17 protein-coding genes and 1 tRNA gene are annotated in these 24,335 nt (G+C 57.5%); 8 read left to right on the forward strand and 10 right to left on the reverse strand.

The genetic code is table 11. The features are described from left to right. The first annotated feature begins 123 nt into the window (after positions 1-123). Entirely contained in the window at positions 124-1,422 is a 1,299-nt protein-coding gene (gene aceA, locus ASU33_RS19650; protein WP_059072495.1) for an isocitrate lyase, read from the forward strand. A 122-nt stretch (positions 1,423-1,544) separates the two neighbouring features. Here aceA and ASU33_RS19655 read toward each other — a convergent pair whose 3' ends face one another. Continuing rightward, complete coding sequence (locus ASU33_RS19655) at positions 1,545-2,729, reverse strand: ribonuclease D (protein ID WP_059072496.1); 1,185 nt, start codon at positions 2,727-2,729, stop codon at positions 1,545-1,547. A 635-nt stretch (positions 2,730-3,364) separates the two neighbouring features. On the opposite strand from ASU33_RS19655, the gene ASU33_RS19660 reads away from it, so the two are divergent. Further along, positions 3,365-6,391: a SusC/RagA family TonB-linked outer membrane protein gene (locus tag ASU33_RS19660; protein ID WP_059072497.1), complete on the forward strand. Its 3,027-nt coding sequence runs from the start codon at positions 3,365-3,367 to the stop codon at positions 6,389-6,391. A gap of 21 nt (positions 6,392-6,412) precedes the next feature. After that, positions 6,413-7,906, forward strand: a complete 1,494-nt coding sequence (locus ASU33_RS19665) for a RagB/SusD family nutrient uptake outer membrane protein (RefSeq protein WP_078063332.1) — start codon at positions 6,413-6,415, stop codon at positions 7,904-7,906. Positions 7,907-7,989: 83 nt separating this feature from the next. Here the strand turns inward: ASU33_RS19665 and ASU33_RS19670 are convergent, their stop codons facing one another. Next, positions 7,990-8,469, reverse strand: coding sequence for a hypothetical protein (locus ASU33_RS19670; protein WP_059072499.1), 480 nt, complete (start codon positions 8,467-8,469; stop codon positions 7,990-7,992). Positions 8,470-8,623: 154 nt separating this feature from the next. Between ASU33_RS19670 and ASU33_RS19675 the strand changes: the two genes are divergently transcribed. From ASU33_RS19675 to msrB, 3 genes are all read left to right on the forward strand, one after another. Beyond that, entirely contained in the window at positions 8,624-8,887 is a 264-nt protein-coding gene (locus ASU33_RS19675) for a hypothetical protein (protein WP_149867319.1), read from the forward strand. A gap of 409 nt (positions 8,888-9,296) precedes the next feature. Beyond that, positions 9,297-9,369 (forward strand) — tRNA-Lys (locus ASU33_RS19680). Between the two features lie 149 nt (positions 9,370-9,518). Next, entirely contained in the window at positions 9,519-10,085 is a 567-nt protein-coding gene (msrB, locus tag ASU33_RS19685; RefSeq protein WP_059072501.1) for a peptide-methionine (R)-S-oxide reductase MsrB, read from the forward strand. A 24-nt stretch (positions 10,086-10,109) separates the two neighbouring features. Here the strand turns inward: msrB and ASU33_RS19690 are convergent, their stop codons facing one another. Continuing rightward, positions 10,110-10,538 carry a DUF2721 domain-containing protein gene (locus ASU33_RS19690; protein ID WP_059072502.1) on the reverse strand — a complete coding sequence of 143 codons (429 nt, stop codon included), beginning with the start codon at positions 10,536-10,538 and terminating at the stop codon, positions 10,110-10,112. Between the two features lie 146 nt (positions 10,539-10,684). Here ASU33_RS19690 and ASU33_RS19695 point away from each other — a divergent pair, with 146 nt between their 5' ends. Further along, a complete protein-coding gene (locus ASU33_RS19695; RefSeq protein ID WP_286130688.1) occupies positions 10,685-13,258 on the forward strand; it encodes a M14 family metallopeptidase in 2,574 nt (857 codons plus the stop codon). 74 nt (positions 13,259-13,332) lie between these two features. Here ASU33_RS19695 and ASU33_RS21360 read toward each other — a convergent pair whose 3' ends face one another. From ASU33_RS21360 to ASU33_RS19710, 3 genes are all read right to left on the reverse strand, one after another. Further along, positions 13,333-13,809, reverse strand: coding sequence for a hypothetical protein (locus ASU33_RS21360; RefSeq protein ID WP_059072503.1), 477 nt, complete (start codon positions 13,807-13,809; stop codon positions 13,333-13,335). A 55-nt stretch (positions 13,810-13,864) separates the two neighbouring features. Beyond that, positions 13,865-15,088: an S-adenosylmethionine:tRNA ribosyltransferase-isomerase gene (locus ASU33_RS19705; RefSeq protein WP_059072504.1), complete on the reverse strand. Its 1,224-nt coding sequence runs from the start codon at positions 15,086-15,088 to the stop codon at positions 13,865-13,867. Between the two features lie 119 nt (positions 15,089-15,207). Beyond that, positions 15,208-15,996, reverse strand: a complete 789-nt coding sequence (locus ASU33_RS19710; RefSeq protein ID WP_078063333.1) for a class I SAM-dependent methyltransferase — start codon at positions 15,994-15,996, stop codon at positions 15,208-15,210. A gap of 211 nt (positions 15,997-16,207) precedes the next feature. Between ASU33_RS19710 and ASU33_RS19715 the strand changes: the two genes are divergently transcribed. Further along, positions 16,208-16,789 carry a hypothetical protein gene (locus ASU33_RS19715; protein WP_059072505.1) on the forward strand — a complete coding sequence of 194 codons (582 nt, stop codon included), beginning with the start codon at positions 16,208-16,210 and terminating at the stop codon, positions 16,787-16,789. Between the two features lie 85 nt (positions 16,790-16,874). On the opposite strand, the gene priA is transcribed toward ASU33_RS19715, so the two are convergent. From priA to rplI, 4 genes are all read right to left on the reverse strand, one after another. After that, on the reverse strand, positions 16,875-19,424 hold the full coding sequence (gene priA / locus ASU33_RS19720; RefSeq protein ID WP_059072506.1) for a replication restart helicase PriA: 2,550 nt from the start codon (positions 19,422-19,424) through the stop codon (positions 16,875-16,877). A 135-nt stretch (positions 19,425-19,559) separates the two neighbouring features. Next, positions 19,560-21,617, reverse strand: coding sequence for a thioredoxin domain-containing protein (locus ASU33_RS19725; RefSeq protein ID WP_059072507.1), 2,058 nt, complete (start codon positions 21,615-21,617; stop codon positions 19,560-19,562). A gap of 100 nt (positions 21,618-21,717) precedes the next feature. Next, positions 21,718-23,706, reverse strand: a complete 1,989-nt coding sequence (locus ASU33_RS19730) for a GSCFA domain-containing protein (RefSeq protein WP_078063274.1) — start codon at positions 23,704-23,706, stop codon at positions 21,718-21,720. Between the two features lie 170 nt (positions 23,707-23,876). Continuing rightward, on the reverse strand, positions 23,877-24,320 hold the full coding sequence (gene rplI, locus ASU33_RS19735; RefSeq protein ID WP_059072509.1) for a 50S ribosomal protein L9: 444 nt from the start codon (positions 24,318-24,320) through the stop codon (positions 23,877-23,879). Between the last annotated feature and the right edge of the window lie 15 nt (positions 24,321-24,335).

Here is a 24,335-nt window from a genome sequence, read left to right on the forward strand (position 1 = left end):
TTGCAGCGCGCGCTACCTCGCTTCCTCCGCCTTCTGCTTATCCCTCACCGACGCTTGAAATCGTCGGTCTGGCTTCGCATTGCCCAAACCTTTCTCCAATTCCACACCCAAAACCCTACACATATGAACCGCGCCGAACGCATTGCCGCCATCAACCAAGACTGGGCCACTAACTCCCGCTGGGAAGGCATCGAGCGACCCTACTCCGCCGAAGACGTTGTAAAGCTGCAAGGCTCCGTTAAGATTGAACACTCGCTGGCGCGGCACGGGGCCGAGCGGCTCTGGAAGCTGCTGCACACCCAGCCCTACGTGGCGGGCCTAGGTGCCCTCACCGGCAACCAGGCCGTGCAGGAGGTGCAGGCCGGCCTCAACGCCATTTATCTCTCGGGCTGGCAGGTAGCAGCCGATGCTAACCTGGCCGGCCACATGTACCCTGATCAAAGCCTATACCCCGTCGACTCGGTGCCTGCCGTTGTGCGCCGCATCAACAACGCCCTCTTGCGCGCCGACCAAATCCAGCACCTAGAGAATAAAGATGGCGGCGAAGGAAGCGTGAATTACTTGGTGCCCATTGTGGCCGATGCCGAAGCCGGTTTTGGAGGCAACCTGAATGCCTTCGAGCTGATGAAGATGATGATTGAAGCCGGCGCCGCGGGCGTGCACTTCGAGGACCAGCTGTCGTCGGCCAAAAAGTGCGGCCACCTAGGCGGCAAGGTGCTGGTGCCCACCCAAGAGGCCGTGCAAAAACTGGTAGCTGCCCGCCTCGCTGCCGACGTAATGGGCGTGCCTACGCTCATTGTAGCCCGCACCGATGCCGATGCCGCCGACCTGCTCACCTCCGATGTAGATGAGCGCGACAAGCCCTTTGTGCTGCAAGAAGCCGAGCGTACCAGCGAGGGTTTTTACCGGGTGCATTGCGGCGTAGAGGCCTGCATTGCCCGCGGCCTAGCCTATGCGCCCTACGCCGATATGCTCTGGATGGAAACCTCGCACCCCGACCTCGAGCAGGCGCGCCAATTCGCCGAAGGCATTCATGCCAAGTACCCGGGCAAAATTCTGGCCTACAACTGCTCGCCCTCGTTCAACTGGGCCGCCAAGCTGACGGTGGAACAGATGGAAACCTTCCGCGAAGAGCTTGCTGCCATGGGCTTCAAGTTTCAGTTCATCACGCTGGCTGGCTTCCACGCGCTCAACACCAGCATGTTCGAGCTAGCCCAAGCGTACCGCGACCGGGGCATGGCTGGCTACTCCGAGCTGCAACAGCGCGAGTTTGCCCTACAGCAGCACGGCTTCAAGGCCGTAAAGCACCAGGCCTTCGTAGGTACCGGCTACTTCGATGCCGTGCAGAACGTGGTGTCGAGCGGGCAGGCTAGCACGGCGGCGTTGGTGGGCTCTACCGAAGAAGCCCAGTTTCAGCATTAGGCGCTTGTCACTAGGTGCCCTTGCCTGCCGCTCGACATGACAGCCTAAACAGGATTTCAATACACAAACAGCGCCCGGCTTGGCTGCCGGGCGCTGTTTGTGTACTACCGACCTAGGGCCGGTTAGGCACTCACCGCATCGAAAGGCTCGGCGATGAAAGCGTAGTCGAGGTTGTGGCGCTGGGTGGCATCGCGCAGCAACTGCTTTTGCCAGGGGCGCAACACACGCTCGGCACCTTGCTCCACAATGTCGCCGATGAGCCGGTTGGAGAGTACCAGGTTGGCCACGTAGCTATTGATGTCGTTGGCGATGTGCGTTTTCAGCGTCATCAGGAACTGCTCGCGGGCATCGGCGCGGGCAGCTCGGTCGCCGTTGAGGCGGCGGCGGAACGGAAAGCGGCGCTGATCGGCAGCCAGCGGCGGCTCGGGCACGGCCACAAACTTATCCGGCGACATGGCCGCCAGTTGGTTGATGTACGGCTCGCGCTTCAGCTCAGGGTGCAGGCCACGGGCGGCTCGCCAATCGTTGGTGCTACGTGGCGTATCGCGCACCAGCTCCGAAAGGCGGTCGTTCGAAAACACCATGTACGGCGGCCGGTCGAGCTCCTTGGCTACTTGGTCGCGCAGCAAGTACAGGTCGCGGAAAAGCGGCAGCTCGTGCGGCTGAATGCGGTATTTGCCGGCAATGCGCAGGTAGGGGCGTTCGTCGCGGGTGTAGCGTACGTCTTCCAGAATGGCGTTTTCCTCAGCTGCCCAATTCGTGCGGCCCAATACGGCCAGCTTTGCAGCAAGGCGGTCGGCTAGCTCTAGCAGGTACAGCACGTCGTTGGCGGCGTATTGCTTCTGCGCTTCGGTGAGAGGGCGCTTCAGCCAGTTCGATTTCTGCTCGCCCTTGTCCACCTCAATGCCCAGCTCGCTTTGGATTAGCCGACCTAGGGCAATGTTATTATCCGACTCGGCCAGCAACGTGTGCAGCACACTGGTATCGGTGATGCGGCGCACGCGCACGCCGTACAGCTCGTCGAGCAGCAGTATATCCGACTTGCAGCTGTGGAATACCTTTTCCACGTTGCTGTCGCTCAGGATTTCCCAAAGGGGCTGCAGCTCGGCGGCGGGGTTGGTTAGCGGAATGGGGTCGATGAGGTAAACCGTAGCCCCGTCGAAAATTTGAATTAAGGCAAGATTGCGGCCGTAGTGATGACGCATGTCGTCGAACTCCAGGTCGACGGCAATGCGCGGTTGATTACGCAACCAATCGGCAGCTTGCCGGATGGCATCGGGCGTAGTGAGGTATTGTATTTCAGCCATTAAATAACAAGTAGGCCACAAGGTAAAAACCTTACGCGAAGGTAGTAGCGCGGCTACTCCGTACCCGGTAAAGGTATGCAGGCCAAACGACGTACGCTAGTGCTCCATCTGCATGCTTTCTACGGCATGCCCCACCAAGGCAGCTTAATTGGGCCGATTGTACGCGTTTTAAGCGGGCTCCGGGTAAGCTACTGATTCCCGCTGAGTGCAGTGCTTTGGAGCGGCCAGTGATGGTAGGCTGTTGTAGCAGCATATACTCAAGATGCAAATACGCTTGGCAATTTTGCTTGTGTGTGGGGCTACAGCCAAGGTTAGAAATATCGATAGAATTATTATCGGCTAGTTGTCTTAGTAGTGAAATTGTGTTGTGTAATATTTATATTAGTTGCTGACGAAGGCGTGTTCTGCCGGTCGGCAGCACCGCGCGTTACCGCTGATTTTTCCTTCTTTTCCCTAGTCTCAGCTCGGCAGGAAATCTTCATAGGTTTCAAAAACCGGCTCTACTAACGAGCACATGCCGTTTACCGCGCCACGGAGCGGCTGTTGTGTCGGGCACCTTTCCACCTCTTACCAGTACGCATGGCTTAATCTTTTTTGCTTTTTCACTCACCAAACCGGCCGAAAGGCCATCCCTTATGAATCATAAACTTCTACTCTCGCTAGCCCTTCTGGGTCCGGCGGCAGTGGTAGCCCAAGCCCAAACGCGTACCGTTAGCGGCCGCGTAACGGCAGTGGCCGATGGCACCGGATTGCCGGGGGCCACGGTACTGGAGCAAGGCACCACTAATGGTACAAGCACCGATGCCGATGGCAACTTTCGGCTAACGGTGCGGCAGGGAGCTACAATCGTGATCAGTTCGGTAGGTTTCGCCACCCAAACAATTCCGGTGGGCGAGCAAACGAACATCAACGTGCGTTTGCAAGGCAGCGAGCAGCTTCTGAACGAAACGGTAGTAGTGGGCTACGGTACGCAAACCAAGCGCGAGCTCACCGGTGCCGTAACGCAGCTAGGTTCGAAAGAGGTTGAAAACGTGCCGGTGGTGAGCTTTGAGCAGGCTGTGCAAGGCCGCACGCCGGGGGTGCAAATTAACCAAGGCTCGGGTAAGCTGGGTGCTGCGGTGCAAATTCGGGTGCGTGGTTCATCGTCGGTGTCGGCCTCCAACCAGCCGTTGTATGTGATTGATGGCATACCCGTAACCTCGCAGGATGTGGGCTTGGCCAACACGGAGCCCATCAACCCGCTGGCCGACCTGAACCCGAACGACATTGAATCGATTACCATTCTGAAGGATGCGGCGGCTTCAGCTATTTACGGTTCGCGAGCCTCCAACGGGGTTATTCTGGTAACCACTAAGAAGGGCCGGCAAGGGCAAACCCGAGTTAACGTAGGCTATTATTACGGCCGCAGCGAGGCCACGCGCTTACGCAAATTCCTGAACGCCGAGCAGTACAAAGAGCTGTTTGCCGAGGCCATTCGTAACTCGGCTGCCAACCCCGACGGCTACATCAACTTCTTCTACGGACCCAACCCCGACATTGCCGAGGTATTCGAGTTCGAAGGCGGACTCGACTACAACTCTAACTTCGATACGCCGTGGTCGGAACTGGCCTTCCGTAAAGGAAACGTGCAGCAGTACGACGCGAACGTGTCGGGTGGTGATGCCAAAACGCGCTTCTTCCTGAGTGCGAACTACAACGACCAAACCGGCATCATTGTGGGCAACCGCTACCGCCGGGGCTCGTTCCGCACCAACCTCGACCACTCCATTACCGAAAAACTGAAAGTCGGCCTGAACCTGTCGCTGACGCGCTCGGTGAACAACCGGGTGCCCGATGACAACGCCTTCTCGAACCCGGTACAGCTGAACGCCATTCCGCCCATTCAGGCGAAGGACGACCCCACCGACCCCACGGGCCTCAACCGCGGTACGCTGTACTACAACGCGCTGGTAGAGGTTAGCAACGCCCAAAACACGGCCGGTACGTACCGCTCGTTCAGCAACGCGTTTTTGCAGTACCAGCCCATTTCGGGCCTTACGCTGCGCTCGGAGATTGGGGCCGACTTCCTGAACCTGAACGAAGAACTGTTTCGCGGCCGCTACACCGAAGATGGCGCGCCCACCGGCTACGGCTACTCCAACCAGGTGCAGTCGATAAACTACACCACCAACCAAACGGCGACGTACTTCAAAACCATTGGCAACGACCACACCGTGGAGGCGCTGCTTGGTTTTTCGTTCCAGCGGTTCAATCAGCGGCAAACCGCTTCGGAGGGGCGTGGTTTCCCCAACGACCAGTTCCGGCGCATTGCCTCGGCGGCACGCATCACTGCTGGTTCAAGCTCGGGTACGGATTACTCCTTCATTTCGTACCTCAGCCGCGTCAACTACACCTTCCGCAACAAGTACTTGGTTTCGGCTAGCGCCCGCGTCGACGGATCGTCGCGCTTCAGCCCCGATAACCGCTACGGTATTTTCCCGGCAGGTTCGGTGGGCTGGGTAATTACCGAAGAGGATTTCCTGCAAGGCAACTCCGCGGTAAGCCTCCTAAAGCTGCGCGCCAGCTACGGCCTCACCGGCAACGCCGAGGTGGGCAACTTTGCCTATCGGCGCTTGTTTACGGCCATCCCGTACGCCGACGTGGCCGGTATCCAACCCAGTGGCCTAGGTAACCCCAACCTCACTTGGGAAAACACCGCGCAGGCCGACATCGGTTTGGAATTCGGTTTCCTGAACAACCGCATCGGTGGCGAAATCGACGTGTACGACAAGCAGACCAACGACCTGCTGCTCGATCTGCAATTACCCTACACGGGTGGTTACCCCATCGTTACGCGCAACATTGGCAAGCTGCAAAACCGCGGCATCGAGCTAAGCCTAAACACGCGCAACATCGACAACGAGGTGTTTAAGTGGGCTACCAACTTCAACATTTCCGTCAACCGCAATAAGGTTACGCAGCTCAACGGCCAAGAAATTATTTCGGGCGGCCGCAACCTAGGGCGCGTGCGTGAGGGCGAGCCCATCGGCGTGTTCTGGGGTAAGAAGTTTGCCGGCGCCGATCCAGCCACCGGCGATGCGCTCTACTACACAGCCGAAGGCACCACCACCAACGACTACACTGCCGCCGCCGATCAGCGCCTAGGTAACCCCAACCCCAAGTTCACGGGGGGACTTACCAACACGTTCAATGCGTTCGGGTTCGATCTGAGCATCCTGAATCAGTTCTCGTACGGCAACGACATTTACAACATCGGTGGGGTGTTCCAGTCGGTAAACGCCGACTTCTTCGACAACCAAACCGTCGATCAGCTGCGCCGCTGGCGGCAACCCGGCGACGTTACCGATGTGCCGCGCGCCAGCTTCGGCGATGCGAACGGAACGCAGCCTTCTTCGCGTTGGATCTACGATGGTTCGTTCCTGCGCTTCAAAAACGTAACGCTGGGTTACACTTTGCCCAAGTCGCTAATCGAAAAGGCTCGTTTGCAGTCGGCGCGCATTTACGTGACGGGGCAAAACCTGATTACCATTACCGACTATCCCGGGTACGACCCCGAGGTAAACACGACGGCCTTTGGCTTGCCGAACTACCTGCTGGGACACGATTTCTACACGCCACCGCTGGCCAAAACCTGGCTGGTAGGGGTAAACCTGGGCTTCTAAACCGCAACCACCATGTTTAAGATGAAATTTTCTGCTGTTGGCAGCACGGCCGCTCTGGCCTTGCTGCTCACGCTGGGCGCTACCACCGGCTGTAAGGATCAGCTGGAGCTTAGCCCTCAGCAGTCGATTGATGCCGGCGAGGCGCTGAACTCTCGCGAAGGCATCGAATCGGCCGTGGTGGGTGCTTATGCTCGCCTCGATTTGCCGCAGCTCTACGGCACCAACATGCTGCTGCTGCCCGAACTGCTGGCCTCCGAAAACAACATAAACTGGCAGGGCACCTTTGTGAGCTACCGCGAGGTGGCCCGCAAGGAAATGACCAGCCTCAATACCGAGGCCGACCGCACCTTCAACCAAGCGTACCAAACAATCAACCTCACTAACCTCATTCTGGCTGCCATTAACCCAACGGCCGTTACCGACGAGGACGACCGGGCGCAGTTTGAAGGCGAAGCTAAGTTCATCCGGGCGTTGGTTTATTTCGATTTGGTACGTCTCTACGCGCAGCAGTATCAGGCTGCCACAGCGGCTTCGCAGCCTGGCGTGCCTTTGTCGCTTACGCCGAACACTTCCGAAGAGCAGGCAGGCCAGCGCTTACCTAGGGCCTCGGTAGCGGCCGTGTACCAGCAAGTCATTCAGGATTTGCAGGATGCTATTGCAAAGCTACCCGAAGCCAACGGCGTACGCGCCGACGTGTACGATGCGCAAGCGCTGTTATCACGGGTGTACCTACAGCAGGCCAACTACACGCAAGCCCGCAACCTTGCCAACGAGGTAATTCAGAACAGCGGCGCTGCACTTAACGCCTCCGTATTGTCTGCCTTCACTAACCGTAACACTCGAGAGTCACTGTTCGAAATTCAGCAAAACGACCAAAATAATGCTGGTGCTGCTAACGATGGCTTAGCAACATTTTATTCTAGCAATGCTGCAGGATTCGGTGGTCGTGGCGATGTGCAAATTCTAGAGAGTTTTGCCGGGCTGTATGGAGTTCGGGACCAGCGTGGCTCTGCTCAAGGCATTGGTAACAGTTTAATATACACCGGCACAGGTCGTAGAGCTGGCAGATTGCGTTCGTACAAGTGGAACACTGCTGGTCAGAATATACCCATCATTCGAATTGCTGAACTGTATTTGACCCGAGCTGAAGCCAACTTTCGCTTAGGTGCAGCAGTAGGAGCATCGCCTTGGGCAGATGTAAACAGGATCAGAGCGAGAGCACAAGCTGATTCTTTGAATCCGGTGATTCTTAAGGACGCTAACAACGTACCCATTATTGATCCGACTACGAATCAACCTCAAAAAAATCCAAATGCGCGACAAATCACCTTGGCGCAGATTCTACGTGAGCGGGAACTGGAACTAGCCTTCGAGGGCTTCCGCTTGCACGATTACCGCCGCACACAACGCGACATCTCTACCGCAATTCCGTGGAACTCGCCCAGGCTCGTGATGCCCATTCCGCAGCACGAAATCAACCTAGGCAACGCTCTACCGCAGAACCCCGGCTACTAACGGCCTAGGTGCTTACAAGCCAAAAGCCACCCCGACAGCTGCCGGGGTGGCTTTTTTGTGCTGTACGCGTAGGCGGCTGTTGACTATTCGTCCTCGTCCTCGTCTTCCTCGGCTTGGTGGTTGAAGTCTAGCTCCGAAACCAGATCCAAAGCTTCTTCCATCACCTGATCCATAGCCGGGATGGAGTCGGCATCGAGCGTGCGCTCGAACAAGTTGAGCAGCAAGCTGCCTTCCTCGTTCACGTACAAATCGGTGTACAGTCGCTCGAAACGGTGGGCGTCCTTGGTAATGATGCTATCGATTTGCTGCGTGGAGCGGGCACCTAGGGCTTTGTGCAACACCTCCATCACCTGCCGGCTCTCTTCGTGGTCGCCTAGGTCAGCCAGCGCCTTCATCAGGCTCATGGCCACTAGCAGGCGTACGCGCTCAAACCGAAAGCCCTGCTCGGCCGGAGCCGAGCGGTGCAGCGTTTGGTAGGCCTTTAGGTCGTCGGGCAGCAGGTAAGTGGGGCCATCCTGACGAAAGGCCGCATCGAGGAGCTGTTGGAAGGTAGTGGCAGGCATTGGCGCTGAAAACCGAAGTAAGGTGCAAAGGAACGCAATTGGTCGCAGCAATAATGCGGGGGTACAAAGGCTGCCGAACTTAGGTAGATTACGTACCTACGCAACAAGCTGCTCTACGCAGAGTTGTTACGCACATCAAAACACCTAATTAGATATGACGCACAAAATCAAATGGCTGGTATTTGCTCCCAGTGGGCTAATGGTAATTGGCTTCGGTGTATGCCTGATTCAGTGGGCCAGCAAGCGCATGCAGGATGGCGCCGCTACCAAGGATTGGGTAGTGGCGGGCACTGTAGCCCTAGGTGTGTTCAACGCTGGCGTTAGCTTGTTTGGGCGAGGAGTAGCCGAGAGCGTGTTGTATCAGCTAAAGGAGAAACCAGAAGAAGAGTCGTCGAACAGCAAACTGCCGCAGGATTAAGGCGCTCAAACTGGCTAAAAAGTAGAAAGCCGCAGTCAGAGACTGCGGCCTTACCAACGTGCCAGTAGATTCTCACCAATACCCTTTTGCTGGCACCCTTTGTTTTCTAGTAGCTAATTGCCCTCACCACAAGGCCGATTAGCAATTCAAAGGTAGAGGAGCCCAGTAGGAGAGTTGGCGAAACTCGCTGAACTGCAGTTATTGCTGTGCGAACGGCGGGCTTTGCTTGGCAGGACTAAGGGACCATGCCGTGAGGTAAGGCGGCCGTAGCCGATGGTGCTGCTCGTATACGACGGGTGTCGCCCTGCTTGGCTTTGTCGAAAAAAAAGATTTGCAAATCTCCGACGAGCTGTGTTAAGTTTGCACCCCGTTTCAGCAATGCCTCTGCACGCAAGCAAAGCCAGGAACCGATTCTGTAGCTCAGCTGGTAGAGCAATACACTTTTAATGTATGGGTCCTGGGTTCGAATCCCAGCGGAATCACTCAAAAGCCTCGCACTTCTGCGGGGCTTTTTTGTTATGCCAAGTGTCGGCTGTGGCCTTGCCTACGTGGCGAAGGCATCCAGAGCACCTAGGCCTAAAACCAGTGCAGGTAGCAGCTGCGTAAGCATTGCAACATCACCTTCTGCATCATGCAAATTCGTACGGCTGTACTGCTGCTTTTGGTTAGCTGGTTTTCGGCGGCTAACGCACAAACCAAACCTACCAGCACAAAGCCACAGAAAACCACTACCGCGGCCAAGCCAGCTACGCCGCGCAACCCTTACTACTCCCGCACCGACACCACCCGCTTGCGCCTGACCGATGGGCAGTGGCAAAAGGTATTGTCGCCGGATGTGTACCGTGTGGCCCGCGGCAAAGACACTGAGCGGGCATTTACGGGAAAGTACTGGAATGCTACCGGCCGCGGCACGTACTACTGCGCGGCGTGTGGCAATGCCCTGTTTCGCTCGGATGCCAAGTTTGCCAGCGACTGTGGCTGGCCTAGCTTCTTTGAGCCCATGCGGGCGAAATCGGTGAAGTACCTACCCGATAACTCGCACGGCATGGAGCGCACCGAGGTGCTGTGCGGGCGCTGCGATTCGCACCTAGGGCACATTTTCGACGACGGGCCCGCGCCTACTTACAAGCGCTTCTGTATGAATTCCATCGTGCTCGACTTTGTGCCGAGCAGCGGCACCAGCTTTGGCTTGCGGTAAAGCAACGCAGCTGTAGCAACATAATCAACGGCGGTTGGCCTCGTGGGCTTGCCGCCGTTGTTCGTTTTGCTGCAGGTCGTTCAGCTCGATGTTAAGGGCATCTACGGAAATCTGAATTTCCCACAACGACAGCGCCAGCGACACGAGCAAGGCCAATAAGCTGGCGCCGAATACAACCTTGCCTAGGTCGGCGAAGCCAGCATAGAGCAAAAACATGCACAACACGCAGCCAAACATGCTGGCAATGCCCACGGCCTGCATGTTGCGCACCAAGCCGAGCCGCCGCCGCAGGTTGCGGATTTGCTGCATGTAATGCTCGCTGTGAGTTTCGGCGTACTGCACTTTAAGCGTGCGCACCAAGTTGGCCAGTGCCAGAAAGCGGTTGGTAAAGGCTAGCAACAGCAGCGACAAAGCCGGAAAGAGCAGAGCAGGCGTGGTAAGCGAAATATCCATAAGCAAAGCCAGGCGCAACCTGCACCTGTGGCCCTAAGCTACCTAGGTGCATTGGTATAACCACATCGGTTACCTTGTAGCGTACATTCGGAGCGAGGCCGCCGCAAGCCGATATTCTTACCCACCTTTTCTACCTAGGCACCACGATGACTCTACCGTTTACCCGCTTGCTGCGGGCTGGACTGCTGGCTATGAGCATAGCAGCCGCTGCCCCCAGTTTTGCGCAGCAGGCTCTGCAGTCGCCCGAACAGTTTTTGGGCTACAAGTTGGGCAGCCGTTTCACCTATCATGCCGATGTACTGCGCTACGCCGATTACCTGGTGCAGCAAAACGCCGACCGCATGCGCGTGGTGCCTTACGGCCGCACCTACGAAGGCCGCCCGCTCGAAGTAGTACAGATTGCCACCGCGCGTAATTTGCAGCGCCTCGATGATATTCGGCGCAGCAACTTGCGGCGGGCCGGGCTCGAAAGCGGCACGCCCAACCTCGATCAGCCGGCTATAGTATGGCTGAGCTACAACGTGCACGGCAACGAGGCCGTATCGAGCGAAGCCGTGCTGCAGGTGCTCTACGACTTTGCCAACCCGCAGAATAAAGAGGCCCAAGCGCTGCTCGAACGCGTGGTGCTGCTCATCGACCCGTGCGTGAACCCCGATGGGCGCGAGCGGTACGCGCAGTGGTACGGCCGCGTAGCTGGCGCGCCAGCCAACGCCTCGCCGCTTAGCTGGGAGCACCGCGAGCCGTGGCCCGGTGGCCGCTTCAACCACTACATGTTCGATCTGAACCGCGATTGGGCTTGGCAAACCCAGCGCGAAAGCCAGCAGCGCATTGCCTTGTACAACCAATGGCTGCCGCAAGTGCACGCCGATTTTCACGAGATGAGCGCCGAAGCGCCTTACTATTTCTCGCCGGCGGCCAAGCCCTTTCACGAGGATATTACGCCCTACCAGCGCAAGTTTCAGAACGTAATCGGCGATTACAATCGGCAGGTGTTCGATAAAAACGGCTGGCTTTATTTCAGCCGCGAAACTTACGACCTATTTGCGCCCAGCTACGGCGACACGTGGCCCAGCTTCAACGGCGCTATCGGCATGACGTACGAGCAGGGCGGTAGTGGCCGCGCGGGCGTGCGGTACATTAAGAGCGACGGCGACACCCTGACGCTGGCCGACCGCATTGCGCACCACCACGCCGCCAGCTGGGCCACCATTCGGGCTGCTGCCGACCACCAGCAGGAGATGCTGAAGCAGTTCGACAAGTACTACCAGGATGCGCGCCAGCGCCCCCGCGGCCGCTACAAGAGCTACGTGGTAAGCGGCTCGCCCGAGCGACTGGCACCCTTGGTTGATTACCTGCAGCGCCAGCAGATACAGTTTGGCTACTTAGGCGAACGGCGCAAAACCCAAGCCTACAACTACAGCAACGGCAAGCGCGAAGGCGTAACGCTGCAGCCCACTGATGTAGTGATAAGCATGTACCAGCCGAAATCGACGCTGGTAAAAGTGCTGTTTGAGCCACAGGCAGCCCTAGAGGATTCGCTGACTTACGACATTACGGCTTGGTCGCTGCCATACGCCTACGGGCTGCAAGGGTACGCTCTTACCTCCAATTTGAAGTCTGGCGGCAAAGCGCCTGCCGCGGCAAGCAAGCCCAACAGCGGCTTGCCCGCTGCCGACGGCACCACCTACGCCTACATTGCCCGCTGGAACTCGCTGCGCGATGCACGCCTCCTCTCGACTTTGCTGCAGCGCCAGGTGCGCGTGCGCGTAGCCTACCAGCCCTTTGAGGCCGGCGGACAGAAATTCCAGGCTGGCACACTCATCATCAACCGCGGCAACAACCAAGGCCTCGGTAACCGCTTCGATGCCGTGGTGCGCAGCCTCGCCGACTCGGTCGGTGCCGAGCTCACAGCCGTGAAAACGGGCTTTGCTTCGGAGGGTAGCGACCTAGGCTCGAGCAATGTGCACGGGGTAGGGAGGCCTAATGTGGCTCTTATGGCTGGCCCTGGCACCGATGCCACGGCATTTGGCGAGGTGTGGCACTTCTTCGAGCAGCAGTTGGGCTACCCAGTGTCGGTAATTGGCACCGATTACTTTGCCTCGGTGCCGCTGAACAAGTTTGATGTGCTGGTGCTGCCCGATGGCAACTACGCCGATGTGCTGAACGAGCGGCAACTCGAAAACCTGAAAAGCTGGGTGCGCAGCGGTGGCCGCCTGGTGGCCATGGAAGGTGCCATGAGCTACCTGGCCGGCAAAAAGGATTTTGCCCTGAAAACAAAGCCAGCCGACTCGAGCCGCACCAATACTAACAAGAAAGGCGCCGCTCCCGACCCGTACCGGCAGCTGCGCCGCTACGGCACCGCCGAGCGCGAATCGTTGCAGGGGCAGGTGCAAGGCAGCGTGTACCGCGTTGAGCTCGACAACACGCACCCGCTGGCATTTGGCTACCCAAACAATTACTACGCCTTAGTGCGCAGCCCGCTCAACTACCAGTTTTTGGGCGAAGGCAGCTGGAACGTGGGCGTGCTGAAAAAAGGGCAAGCGGCTTCCGGCTTCACAGGTAGCCAAGTACGCGCCAAGCTCAACGATACGGTGGTGCTAGGTGTGCAGGAGATGGGCCGCGGCCAAGTAGTATACCTCGGCGACAACCCGCTATTTCGGGGATTTTGGCAGGCTGGTAAACTGTTATTCACCAATGCTATTTTCATGGTAGGCCAATAGCCACCTAGCCAAGCACAAAAAAGCCCCGCCGGAACGTTCCGGCGGGGCTTTTTTGTGCTTGGCAGAAGCAACTATTAATCAACTGCGTCTTCCACTTCGTTGCCTACTTTCTTGGCGCCTTTTTTCACGCCTTTGCCTACTTTCTTGGCGCCTTTGCCTACGGTGCGGCCCACTTTCTTGCCACCGCGCTTCACGTCGCTGCCCGTGTTGCTTACCATACGGCCAGCTTTGGTGCGCTCGTAAGGCGTGTTGGAATCGGTAGCGGGCGTAGCCGAACTGTTGGCGTCGTTGGTGGTGCTGGTGCCCGTCATGGTACCGCCGGTAGTCGTGCCGCCGGTGGTGCTGCCGCTCGTGGTACCGGTGTTGTAGCTACCCGAAGTAGTACCTGTAGTAGTACCCGTGGTAGAACCCGACGTGGTGCCGTAAGTAGTGGTGCCCGTGGTGCTACCGCTGGTGGTAGTTGTCGACGACGAAGTAGTGGTGCCGGTTTGCGCCATGGCTGAAATGCTGGTCAGCGCAACGGCCGACAGGAGCATCAGTATCTTTTTCATAGGATGAGGTCAGATTGGAATGGACCTTTCTACGCAAACTCTGGCACAAGGATACCTAGGGCAGCAACAATGAACTATCGCCGTAGCTTAAAAAGCGGTAATTGTTGGCCAATGCATGGTCGTAAACCGTGCGCCAACCCGGCCCCAGCAAGGCGGCCACTAGCAGCAACAAGGTACTTTCGGGCTGATGAAAGTTGGTAATCAGCCCTTGTACTACTCTGAAGCGGTACCCCGGTGCAATTAGCAGCTGTGTACTGGCTTGCAGGGCATCGTCGCCCCGGCGCTCCAGCTCATCGAGCAACGCCTGCAAGGCGGTTTGCATAGGCACCTCAGTGGTGTGTTCGTACGGCTCCCACTGTTGTACCTGGCCCGATAGGCTGCCGCCCCGCACCACCTGGCAGCCCAGCCAGTAGAGACTTTCGAGTGTGCGCAGGCTGGTGGTACCCACAGCAATGATGGGCCTAGGTGCGTGGGCTATCAGCTGGCGCAGCACCTGGCGGGTAGCGCTAATGGGCTCCGAGTGCATGGCGTGGTCGGCCATTTGGGCCGCTTTTACCGGCTGAAAGGTACCGGCGCCCACGTGCAGGGTAAGCTGCGCACTCCCAATGCCACGAGCCTGCAATGCCTGCAGTACCCGCTCGGTAAAGTGCAGACCGGCGGTAGGAGCAGCTACGGCGCCATCGTGCGCGGCGTATACGGTTTGGTACCGCTCATCGTCGGTAGGGTTGGCTTCGCGGTTGAGGTAGGGCGGCAAGGGCAAGCGGCCCGCACCAGCCAGCACCTGCGCAAACGGCAACTCAGCAGGCTGCCACCGAAACCGGATAAGGGAACTGCCCTCTTCGGCGGCATCGCGCTCGGCCTCCAGTACTGCCGTTTGCCCATCGGGCGTAGTAAAACTGGCCTGCACGGTGCCGATTTTCCAGCGCTTTCCGTTGCCTACGAGGCAGCGCCACACGCATTCGCCGGTTTGTTGCATAGCCGGCTCAATAGCGCGGCTAGGCGCTACCGGCTCCAAGCAAAACAGCTCAATTTGGCCGCCCGTGGGTTTGTGCAAATACAACCGAGCCCGCACCACTTTGGTGTTGTTGAACACGAGCAACGCGTCGTTGGGTAGTTCGTTGGGTAGCTCTCGAAAAATGCGGTTCTGAATTGCGCCTTGGCGGTATACCAGCAGCCGCGAAGAGTCACGGTCGGGGAGGGGTTCCGGCGCAATGCGCTCGGCTGGCAAATCGTAGGTAAAATCCTGTATGGAAAGCTGACGTGGGTCGGGGGTGTGCATGGGGCAAAATTAACCCAGGCGTTGTAATGCGGCCCCAGGTACTCAACTGTAAACAACACGGCCACGCTCAATGAGCATGGCCGCGCGGTGAAACGTAGCAGAATGTAGCCCTAGGTGCTTTAAGGCCGCTTGAAAATGAGGAGGTGCTGCTGCGGCAACGATTTGATGTTCTCTACAAACTGCAGCCCTACCGCCTGCAATTCGCGGCGGGCCTGTTCCTCGCTCATGCGGTGAATGCGCTTAATGGGCACATTGGGGTCTTCGGAGCGGTATTCCACCAAAGCCACTCGGCCACCAGGCTTCAGTGAGTTTTTTATGGCGCGCATCATTTCCCTGGGGTGGTCGAACTCATGGTAGGCATCCACGATTAGGGCCAGATCCACGGTACTAGCCGGCAGGTTAGGGTTTTTAACGGTGCCCAGCACGGGCTCTACATTGGTAACCTTGCGGCGTTGGCTGGCTGCCTTCAGCTTTTCGAGCATCTGCGGCTGTATATCTACGGCTAGCACTTTGCCTTGAGGTACCAACTCGCTCATGCGAAACGTGAAAAAGCCAGTGCCCGCGCCAATGTCGGCTACCACGTCGGTGGGCTTTAGTTTCAGCTCGCGCAGCAAAATGTCGGTGCCTTCTTCCTGCTCCCGATCGGGGCGCTCCAGCCAGCCGGCGCCGTCGTGGCCCATTACGTGGGCAATTTGCCGGCCCATATAGTAGCGACTAATGCCGTTGGGGTCTTGGGGGGCGCGGCGCTGGTAGCCAGCTGTGTCGGGCGTGGCCTCGGTGCGGCCCTGCACCACGCGGGCAGCGTCGCTTTCGGCAATGGGCGTTTGGGTGCAGGAAAGCAGCAGTGCAGGCACAGCAATAGCGGCAACTAGTGCTTTGCGCAGAAACAAGGAGACATCCGTGTGCATAGACGCGTGCAAAGAAAACGGCAACTTTGGGTTTAACAACGCCTGCTGCCAAAACCGTTCGTTACCTTCCCAACGCCAGAAAAAACCCAATTGATCCTCAATCAATTGAAGAAAGAATATAGTTAATACTTCTTTTGTCTGAGCTAACTCCTATTTTCGGCTCGAAAACGTACCATTCCTTGGTTCAAAACAATCTTAACCCATAACCACTATGAAGCAACTTGCCTCTGCACTCCAGAAAATGGCTGCTGCTGCCCTGTTTGCCGCTGCTCTCACGGGCTGCGCACGCAACGAGTACGCCATGCTCCCCAAAACCAGCTCGTACCACGGCGACCAGCACCGTTCGGTAGCTGTGAAGCCCGCTGCGCCGGTAGCCGAGCAAACCGCTCCAGCTGTAGTAGCCGACGAGCCTGTAGCGCCGGCCGCCACGGTAGCTGCTGCCGTAAAAGATGAAGCTGCTGCTCCGCGCAAGGCTGCCAAAGTAGCCAAGCAAGAGCGCGCCGAAGTAGCCGCTGCTCCGGCTGCTAAGCCCAACATGGTGCAGAAAGCCCTTGTTGCCAAGGCACTGAAGAAAGTTGACAAGCTGGCTGCCAAAGCCGAGCTTAAGAAGCAGTCGAACGCTGCCTCGGCCGACGATGCCAACGCCCTGGCTAAGAACATCAAGCTGGGTATCATCCTGCTGCTGATCGGCGTACTGCTCGGCATTTTCGGCGGTATCATCGGCCTGCTCGGTCTGATCTTCGCCATCATCGGTATCGTACTGATCGTACTCGGTCTGCTCGAAGAAATCTAGGTCGTACGCACTGTACCGGTCTAAACAAAAGCGCCTCGGCTCTGCAGCCGGGGCGCTTTTGTTTATCAGCCCTAGGTATGTGGGGCTACATCGGGTCAACATCAGCCACAATGCGGGCTTGGCGGTAGTCTTTTTCGTCGCGCACCAGCGTCATGGCCTCCAATATCTGCGCTTTGGCGTGCTTCAGTACCGTATGCTCACGGCTGAGCTTGATGGTAATTTCCTGCAGGTAGAAGTTACGAATCCGGAAAATGTACGGTGCCTCGGGGCCCAGCACGGCATCCCGACCTAGGCGCTCCACCAATTCCTGCGTCAACAGCACGGCCGCCTCCAGGGCTACTCGTTCTTCCACGTGCTTCACCGTAATCTTGATAACGCGGGCAAACGGCGGGTACATGTGCTCGCGGCGCTGCGCAATCTCGTACTCGTAGAAGTCCTCGTAGTCGTTGCGCATCACCTTGTCGAAGATGGGCTGCTGCGGGTCGCCGGTCTGCACGATTACCTTGCCCTTTTTGCCCTTGCGCCCGGCGCGGCCACTCACCTGCACAAACATCTGGTAAGCCCGCTCGTGCGCCCGGAAATCGGGGTAATGGATGATGCTATCGGCGTTGATGATGCCCACGAGGCTTACGTTGCCAAAGTCTAGTCCTTTGGTAACCATTTGCGTACCCACCAGCACATTGGTGCGCTGCTGCTCAAAGTCGCTGATAATTTGCTGGTAGGCGTTTTTAGCGCGCGTGGTGTCTAGGTCCATGCGCTGCACGTTGGCCTCGGGCAGCATAATCTTTAGGTCGTCTTCGATGCGCTCGGTGCCAAAGCCCATGGCCCGAATAGCCCGCGACCCGCAGGCTGGGCACTCACGCGGCATGGCTTCGTGGTGGCCGCAGTAGTGGCAGCGCAGCTCGTGCGCGTTCTTGTGGTAGCTGAGGCTCACAGCGCAACTTTTGCACTTGGGTATCCAGCCGCAATCGAGGCAGCTGATAAAGGGCGAGTAACCCCGGCGGTTCTGAAACAAAATCACCTGCTCGCCCTGCGATAAGCGACCTTCAATGGCCGCCGTAAGCTCAGGCGTAAAGTGATGCGAAGGTTTTTTCTGACCTTGCTGCGCATTGCGGCGCGTGTCAATTAGCTCTATTTCGGGCAGACCCGCCTCGCCAAAGCGTTTGGTGAGTTGCACCAAACCCCAGCGCCCGGCGCGGCACTGGTAATACGTCTCGACCGACGGCGTTGCCGAACCCAGCAGGATTTTAGCGCCCTGAAAGGTGCCCATCATCAGGGCCACTTCGCGGGCGTTGTAGCGCGGGGCCGGGTCGTACTGCTTGTAGCTCGATTCGTGCTCCTCGTCGACGATTATCAGCGACAAACTGTCGAAGGGCAGAAACACGGCCGAGCGCACGCCCACTACCACCTGAAAACGGCCCGAAAGCACGCCGTTCCATACCTCCACCCGTTCGTTGTCGGAGAACTTGGAGTGGTACACACCTAGGCGCGAGCCAAACACGCGCATGAGGCGCGTTACGATTTGCGCCGTTAAGGCAATTTCGGGCAGCAAATACAGCACCTGTCCGCCGCCTTCCAGCGCCTTCCGGATCAAGTCGATGTAAATCTCGGTTTTGCCGGCGCCGGTTACGCCGTGCAGCAACGTAATGTCCTTTTGCCCGAATAGCTCCAGCACTTGGTCGCGCGCTTTGGTTTGGGCTTCCGACAGCGCGAAAGGCATTTGGTTGCCTTCGTTCTCGTCGAGCGGAAAGCGCGACACAATCTGATCGAACTGATCGAGCACGCCGTTTTTGATGAGCGTGTTCACGGCGGAAGGGGAGAGGTGCGGCGAGCTGGTAAGGGCCGCTTTCTCGATGCCGCTGTGGTTGAGGTGCTCGTTTTGGTACACCGGCACGCGCTGGATGTAGCGCATCAGCACATCCAGTTGCTTCGGCTTACTGGCTAAGCCCTCAAACAAGCCTTCCAGTGCTGCCTCAGCTACGAAATGGTGGGCGAGGCGCACCTTCTTCACCACTTTGGGTGCGTACTTATCGGCAATGTGCTCAAACAGAAAGACCACATCTTTCTGAATGAGGCTCTTGATAACCTTGTGGAACGAGCTGATACCTAGAATTTCGCCTACTTCCGAAAAAGTCAATGCTTTGCCATCTTCTGTGCTCAGCGCCTCCACAATCTTCTGCTCTTGCTCGCTGAGTGGGTAAGGTGTGCCTTCCGACACATACTGCGGATGCAATTGCACCCGCGACTCGGAGCTGAGCTTTAGCGCCGACGGCAGGGCCGCATTAATTACCTCGCCAATGGTGCATATGTAGTACTCGGCAATCCAGCGAAAAAGCTTCAGCTGAGGCTGCGTTACCACCGGCGCATCGTCAATAAACTCGAGGATGTATTTGGCTTGGTAATCCTTGGGCGGAGTTTCGTGCACGGCCGCCACAATGCAGCTCAGCGTCTTTTTTGCGCCGAATTGCACCAGCACCCGCCCACCAATTACCACTTGGTCGTTCAGCTCGAAGGGTACGCGGTAAGTGTAGAGCTTAGGCAGCGGCAACGGCAATATCACGTCAGCAAAAAGCGTGACGCGGTCGGCTGCGGCGGGCTCGGATTGAGGCAGGGAGAAAAGGTGCGTTTGGGACACGGTTCTATCAGCGGCGAATAACAAAGATAGCCCGCCAAACGCCAGAACAATCCCCAACCCGGAGCATCCTGAAATGGCTATTCAGCCATATGCTTGCCGCTGAGTGGCCTGCTGGAACCTAGGGCTAAGTAAAGGTTACTCGCGCAACGCTGCTGCATGAATTTGCGCCAACGCTTCGGCAACGCTGTGCACTGGCTGCTGACAGGTATAGTTGTAGCACACGTAAATGGTAGTGTTGCCATCAGCTGCATGGCGGTTGAGGAGCAGTGGCAGCTCGCTGGTGGTGCTACTACCCGTAAGCACAGCATTGGGCAGGTTGTGGCGGCTCAACTCGCGCCGGAAAAGCTCGGCATCGGGGCCTACAATGGCTACTTCAGCCAACGGGGCCAGCTGGCTGAGGTACAACGAAGCCCAATTACACAGGTGCTGGGGCTCCTTTACGGCCAAGTCTTGTACCAGCGCCAGCATAGCAGCAGCTCGTCCGCGCCAAGCAGGCACATCGAGCAGTGTACCTAGGCGCAGCAGGTTATGCGCCATCACGGAGTTTGAGCTTGGTATTACGTTGTCGAACAATTCTTTCTTCCGCGCTATCAACGCTTCGCCGGTGCTATCGGTGTAGAACAAGTGCGACTCAATCTCATCGGCAAAATGCTCAAGTACATACTCCGTCAGCTCACGCGCCCGCTGCAACCAGCGTTCAGCAAAAGTGGCTTCGTAGAGGGCTGTGTACGCATCAATAAGCAGCGCATAATCTTCCAGGAAGGCTATAATAGTAGCGCGGCCGTTCTTGTAGTTGCGCCACAAACCACGCCCGCGGCGTAGGTTCTGCTCGATAAATTCGGCGTTTTGCAGGGCCAGCTCGAGGTATTGCGGCTTATGAAAAGTACGGTAAGCATCAACCAAGCCGCGTAGCATCAGGGCGTTCCAGCCCGTCAGAATTTTGTCGTCGAGGCCTGGGCGTACGCGTTGGTTGCGGTATTCAAGCAACTTCCGACGCCAACCCGCAGCTAGATCGGCTACCACACCGCTCGTCAGTTGGTGTACCTCGGCAAACGCAGCATCGGAGTACCGGCGGTGCAAAATGTTGTTGCCATGCTCCCAGTTGCCCCCAGCCGTGCAGTTGTAGTAATCGGCAGCCAAGGGGGCTTCGTCACCTAGGGCCTCGCGCAGCTGCTCCAAGCTGAAGACGTAAAACTTACCTTCTTCGCCCTCGCTATCGGCGTCGAGCGACGAGTAAAAACCGCCTTCGGGGCTCATTAGCTCGCGGTGCACAAACTCTACGGTTTGCTGTACCACCTCGCGCCATTGCTCATCCTGCGTTAGCTGATAAGCTTCGGCATACAGGCTAATGAGCTGGCCGTTGTCGTACAGCATCTTTTCAAAGTGCGGAACCAGCCATTCCTCATCCACCGAATACCGAGCAACACCACCGCCTACTTGGTCATAAATGCCACCCCACGCTATTTCCTGTAGCGTAAGGTTTGTTTGTTGCAGGGCTGCGTTGTTGCCGGTAAGCGCATGCGCCCGCAGCAAAAAGCGCCAGATCACTGGCATCGAGAACTTGGGCGCCTTCTTGGTGCCGCCCAGCTTCGTGTCGAAACGCTTGACTAGGTTGCGCAGCAAAGTTTGAAACTCTTGCCTAGCAACTGGCTTGGCGCTAGTCTTCGCCCCGTATTTCTCGAGGTCGTTCGCGCGCAGCACCCGCGCAAACTCCTCAGCCGATTGGTCTAGTTCGGCACGGTGCTCACTGCCATAGGCATTGGCAATCTGTTGCAGCAACTCAAACCAATTGCGGGGTGGAAAGTACGTGCCGCCATAAAACGGTTTTGTTTCTGGAGTCAGAAACACGTTCAGCGGCCAACCACCACCTAGGCCCATGGCGTGTATGGCATCCATATATACTTGGTCGATATCGGGCCGTTCCTCCCGATCAACCTTGATGCATACAAACCGCTCGTTCATCACCTGCGCTATCTGCTCGTGCTCAAACGACTCGCGCTCCATCACATGGCACCAGTGGCAGGCGGCATAACCAATGCTCACTAGGATGGGCTTTTGCTCGGTTTGCGCACGTCTGAGTGCCTCTTCGCCCCACGGGTACCAGTCAACGGGGTTATAGGCGTGCTGAAGCAAGTACGGGCTTGATTCGTGCACTAAGCGGTTTGGTTGGCTAGCGGAGGCGGGCGTTGCCATAAGCAGGAGAAAGCTTGGGTTGAAGGCAGTAACTATGCTTGTACGCGTACCAACAAAAACAGCAAACCCGGCCCTAGGTGGCCGGGTTTGGATCAACTAACTAACTAGAAGGGGGCTCTTGCGGCTTACGGCGCGGCGGTCGGCCACGGCGTTTAGGTGCCGAAGCCGGGGCTGCGTCATCGGCAGGTGCCGCAGTTGCGTCCGGGACTGCGGCACCTACATCTGAGGATGCCTCCCGTGGCGATTTAGCCGATGCCGCTGGTTTCCGCCTAGGTGCTGGGCGCCGGCGATTCGTGACAGGAGCGGGTGTAGCCGCTTCTTCAGCAACCGGCGCAGTTGGCTCGGCAACTGCTGGTGCTGCCGGTACAAGCGTTGGCAGGGCATCAATTGCCGATTCTACTGCTGCCATTAACTTGCTACTGCCCTTGCCTCGGTCAGCTCGGCCCCGCGATTTGGGCTTGCGCGGCTCGGGTTCTGTTGGCTCAATAGCAGATCCCTCCGCAGGAGCAGCCTCTGTTATAGGCGATGCATCAACCGCAACGGGCGGCGTAAGCTCAGTAATGTGTTGCTCGGCTTGGGCTTCAGGCTGAGGCTCGGCATATAAAGCAGGCTTCTTGCGCGCCGGGCGGCCGCGGCGGGAAGGCTGCGGCGGGGTAGGCGCCTCCAGCGCCGGGGGCTCTGGTTGCGTAACTACCGGGGCTGGGTTTAACTCCGCGGTATTGTCAGCTGCATCTGCTAGCGCAGGCTCAGCGGTTAGCTCCTGCGTGTTGTCAGCTGATGCGTCCTCCGAGCGTAGTTGGTTCTTCTTTTTGTGCTTACGTCCTCCGCGCTTGCGTTTGCGGCGCTTGGCAGAGCCGGCTTCAGATGCACCCAGTTCCATTTCATGGGCAACTTCGGCAGCAGGGGGCACATCGGCCAGTTCTTCGTTCTCCTCAGCTGCCAACACTTCGGCCCATACCACAGAAGCTGCGGGAGGAATCACTTCTCGCACTTGCTCCTGACGAACCGAAGTTGTTGGAATGGCAGCTTCTATTGGTGCACTTCCTTCTCCGATGTCGATGCGCTCTTCATTGTCTTCGGGCTCGGGCGGCAATATGGGTTTGGGAGGCGGTGGCAAGGCTACAATGCGCTTGTGCACGTCGCGTAGTTCGGAACGCACATCAACACGATTAGCTAAGCGCTGTAGGCGCTGCTGCGTTTGCTCCAAGAAATGACGGTGCTCAGGAGCTCCTACATGGAAAGGCCGATGCTCCAGTGCTCTGCGGATTCCATCCCATTCCTGGGCGAACTGCCTGAACGCGTTATCGAAGTAAACGGCCGTAAACTTTTCCCAGATGTACTGCTCTGCCACTTCCGACGGATGCAGCATATCATTTCCGTAGAAACGATAATCGCGCAGATCATCGAGCAGCAACTCGTACGCCGGAAAATAGGTAGCGCCGGGCAGTAGTTCGCTTAAATAGTGGCAGGCCACGCGCAGCACCGATTTGCTTACCGCGTTCAGCGGTAATGTATCGCGCAAATGCCGAACGGGGCTAACCGTTAGAATTAGCTTAAGCTTGGGGTTTATCTGGCGTAGTAAGGCATATGCCTCCGTTACCGCAGTAATTACCTCCTCCGCTGAGAGCAACTCTTTTTCGAAGCGCTCTGCCGCAATCTTGTGGCAGTTGTTTACTACCTCACCCGTTTCCTGAAGCCGGTAACCAAATGCGGTGCCGAGAGTCCAGATCAGTACATCTGCCGAACGCACGAACTCCGCAGTTTCGCGCACGGTTTGCTCGATGCGTTGCAACAGGGCGGGAGGAGAGTCGGCACCTAGGGTAGCATGCAGATCAAAGCTCTGCCAGCGGCCCCGGGCTTCAACCAAGTGTTGCTGCCAGTCGGTTTCCTCGCCAGCAACTGCACGAAGCAGCCGAGCCGCAGCAAGCGGATTGAACACGGTGCCAAACGGATTAACTAGCGTCCGCACCTTATGCTGGGCTAGCCGCTCCCCAATAACATCCGAAAAGCACGACCCTAGGGTAAGCACGCGTGCTCCCTGTGTAAGGGGCTGCGCATCGGGTCGAAGAATTAATTCAGTACGAAACATTAGCAAAAACAGCCTTCAAGGCCGTATACGGAAGGCCAACCTACGCAACTACCAGCTTACGGCCAAACTTCAACTTGGATTGGTGCAGCTTTTGTTGGCGAAGCCAGCTAATGAAAAAGCCCTACCATCACGGCAGGGCTTTTCTGATAGTTGCGGATTCGTTGGGCAGCTTACTCAGCTACAACGTTTACGCGGATCTTGTGCTTCACCTCGCGGTGCAGATCGATCGAAGCGGTGTACTCACCTACAGCTACCGGATCCGAATCGAGGCTGATACGCTTGCGGTCAACTTCGAAGCCTTTCGACTTCAAAACATCGGCAATCTGCAGCGTCGTTACGCGGCCGAAGATCCTGCCCGACTCACCTACTTTAGCAGGGATGTCGATGCTCAGGTCACCAATACGGTCGGCAAGGCCCTGGGCGTCAGATTTGATCTTGTCGGCTTTGTGCGAAGCCTGACGTACGTTCTCAGCTACGATTTTCTTGTTGGTCTTGTCGGCCAATACAGCCAGACCTTGGGGCAACAGGTAATTGCGGCCGTAGCCGGGCTTCACCTTCACGATGTCGTTTTTGTAGCCCAGACCTTTTACGTCGTCTTTCAGGATAACTTCCATCTCGGTCAGTCGTCG

Origin of the sequence: Solirubrum puertoriconensis (genome assembly GCF_001483135.1) — a bacterium.
GTDB lineage: Bacteria > Bacteroidota > Bacteroidia > Cytophagales > Hymenobacteraceae > Solirubrum > Solirubrum puertoriconensis.

Bases quoted from the DNA above. Each gene is read 5' to 3' on its own strand.
- aceA (WP_059072495.1), top strand. From the start codon at position 124: ATGAACCGCGCCGAACGCATTGCCGCCATCAACCAAGACTGGGCCACT.
- ASU33_RS19655 (WP_059072496.1), bottom strand. From the start codon at position 2,729: ATGGCTGAAATACAATACCTCACTACGCCCGATGCCATCCGGCAAGCT.
- ASU33_RS19660 (WP_059072497.1), top strand. From the start codon at position 3,365: ATGAATCATAAACTTCTACTCTCGCTAGCCCTTCTGGGTCCGGCGGCA.
- ASU33_RS19665 (WP_078063332.1), top strand. From the start codon at position 6,413: ATGAAATTTTCTGCTGTTGGCAGCACGGCCGCTCTGGCCTTGCTGCTC.
- ASU33_RS19670 (WP_059072499.1), bottom strand. From the start codon at position 8,469: ATGCCTGCCACTACCTTCCAACAGCTCCTCGATGCGGCCTTTCGTCAG.
- ASU33_RS19675 (WP_149867319.1), top strand. From the start codon at position 8,624: ATGACGCACAAAATCAAATGGCTGGTATTTGCTCCCAGTGGGCTAATG.
- msrB (WP_059072501.1), top strand. From the start codon at position 9,519: ATGCAAATTCGTACGGCTGTACTGCTGCTTTTGGTTAGCTGGTTTTCG.
- ASU33_RS19690 (WP_059072502.1), bottom strand. From the start codon at position 10,538: ATGGATATTTCGCTTACCACGCCTGCTCTGCTCTTTCCGGCTTTGTCG.
- ASU33_RS19695 (WP_286130688.1), top strand. From the start codon at position 10,685: ATGACTCTACCGTTTACCCGCTTGCTGCGGGCTGGACTGCTGGCTATG.
- ASU33_RS21360 (WP_059072503.1), bottom strand. From the start codon at position 13,809: ATGAAAAAGATACTGATGCTCCTGTCGGCCGTTGCGCTGACCAGCATT.
- ASU33_RS19705 (WP_059072504.1), bottom strand. From the start codon at position 15,088: ATGCACACCCCCGACCCACGTCAGCTTTCCATACAGGATTTTACCTAC.
- ASU33_RS19710 (WP_078063333.1), bottom strand. From the start codon at position 15,996: ATGCACACGGATGTCTCCTTGTTTCTGCGCAAAGCACTAGTTGCCGCT.
- ASU33_RS19715 (WP_059072505.1), top strand. From the start codon at position 16,208: ATGAAGCAACTTGCCTCTGCACTCCAGAAAATGGCTGCTGCTGCCCTG.
- ASU33_RS19725 (WP_059072507.1), bottom strand. From the start codon at position 21,617: ATGGCAACGCCCGCCTCCGCTAGCCAACCAAACCGCTTAGTGCACGAA.
- ASU33_RS19730 (WP_078063274.1), bottom strand. From the start codon at position 23,706: ATGTTTCGTACTGAATTAATTCTTCGACCCGATGCGCAGCCCCTTACA.
- rplI (WP_059072509.1), bottom strand. From the start codon at position 24,320: ATGGAAGTTATCCTGAAAGACGACGTAAAAGGTCTGGGCTACAAAAAC.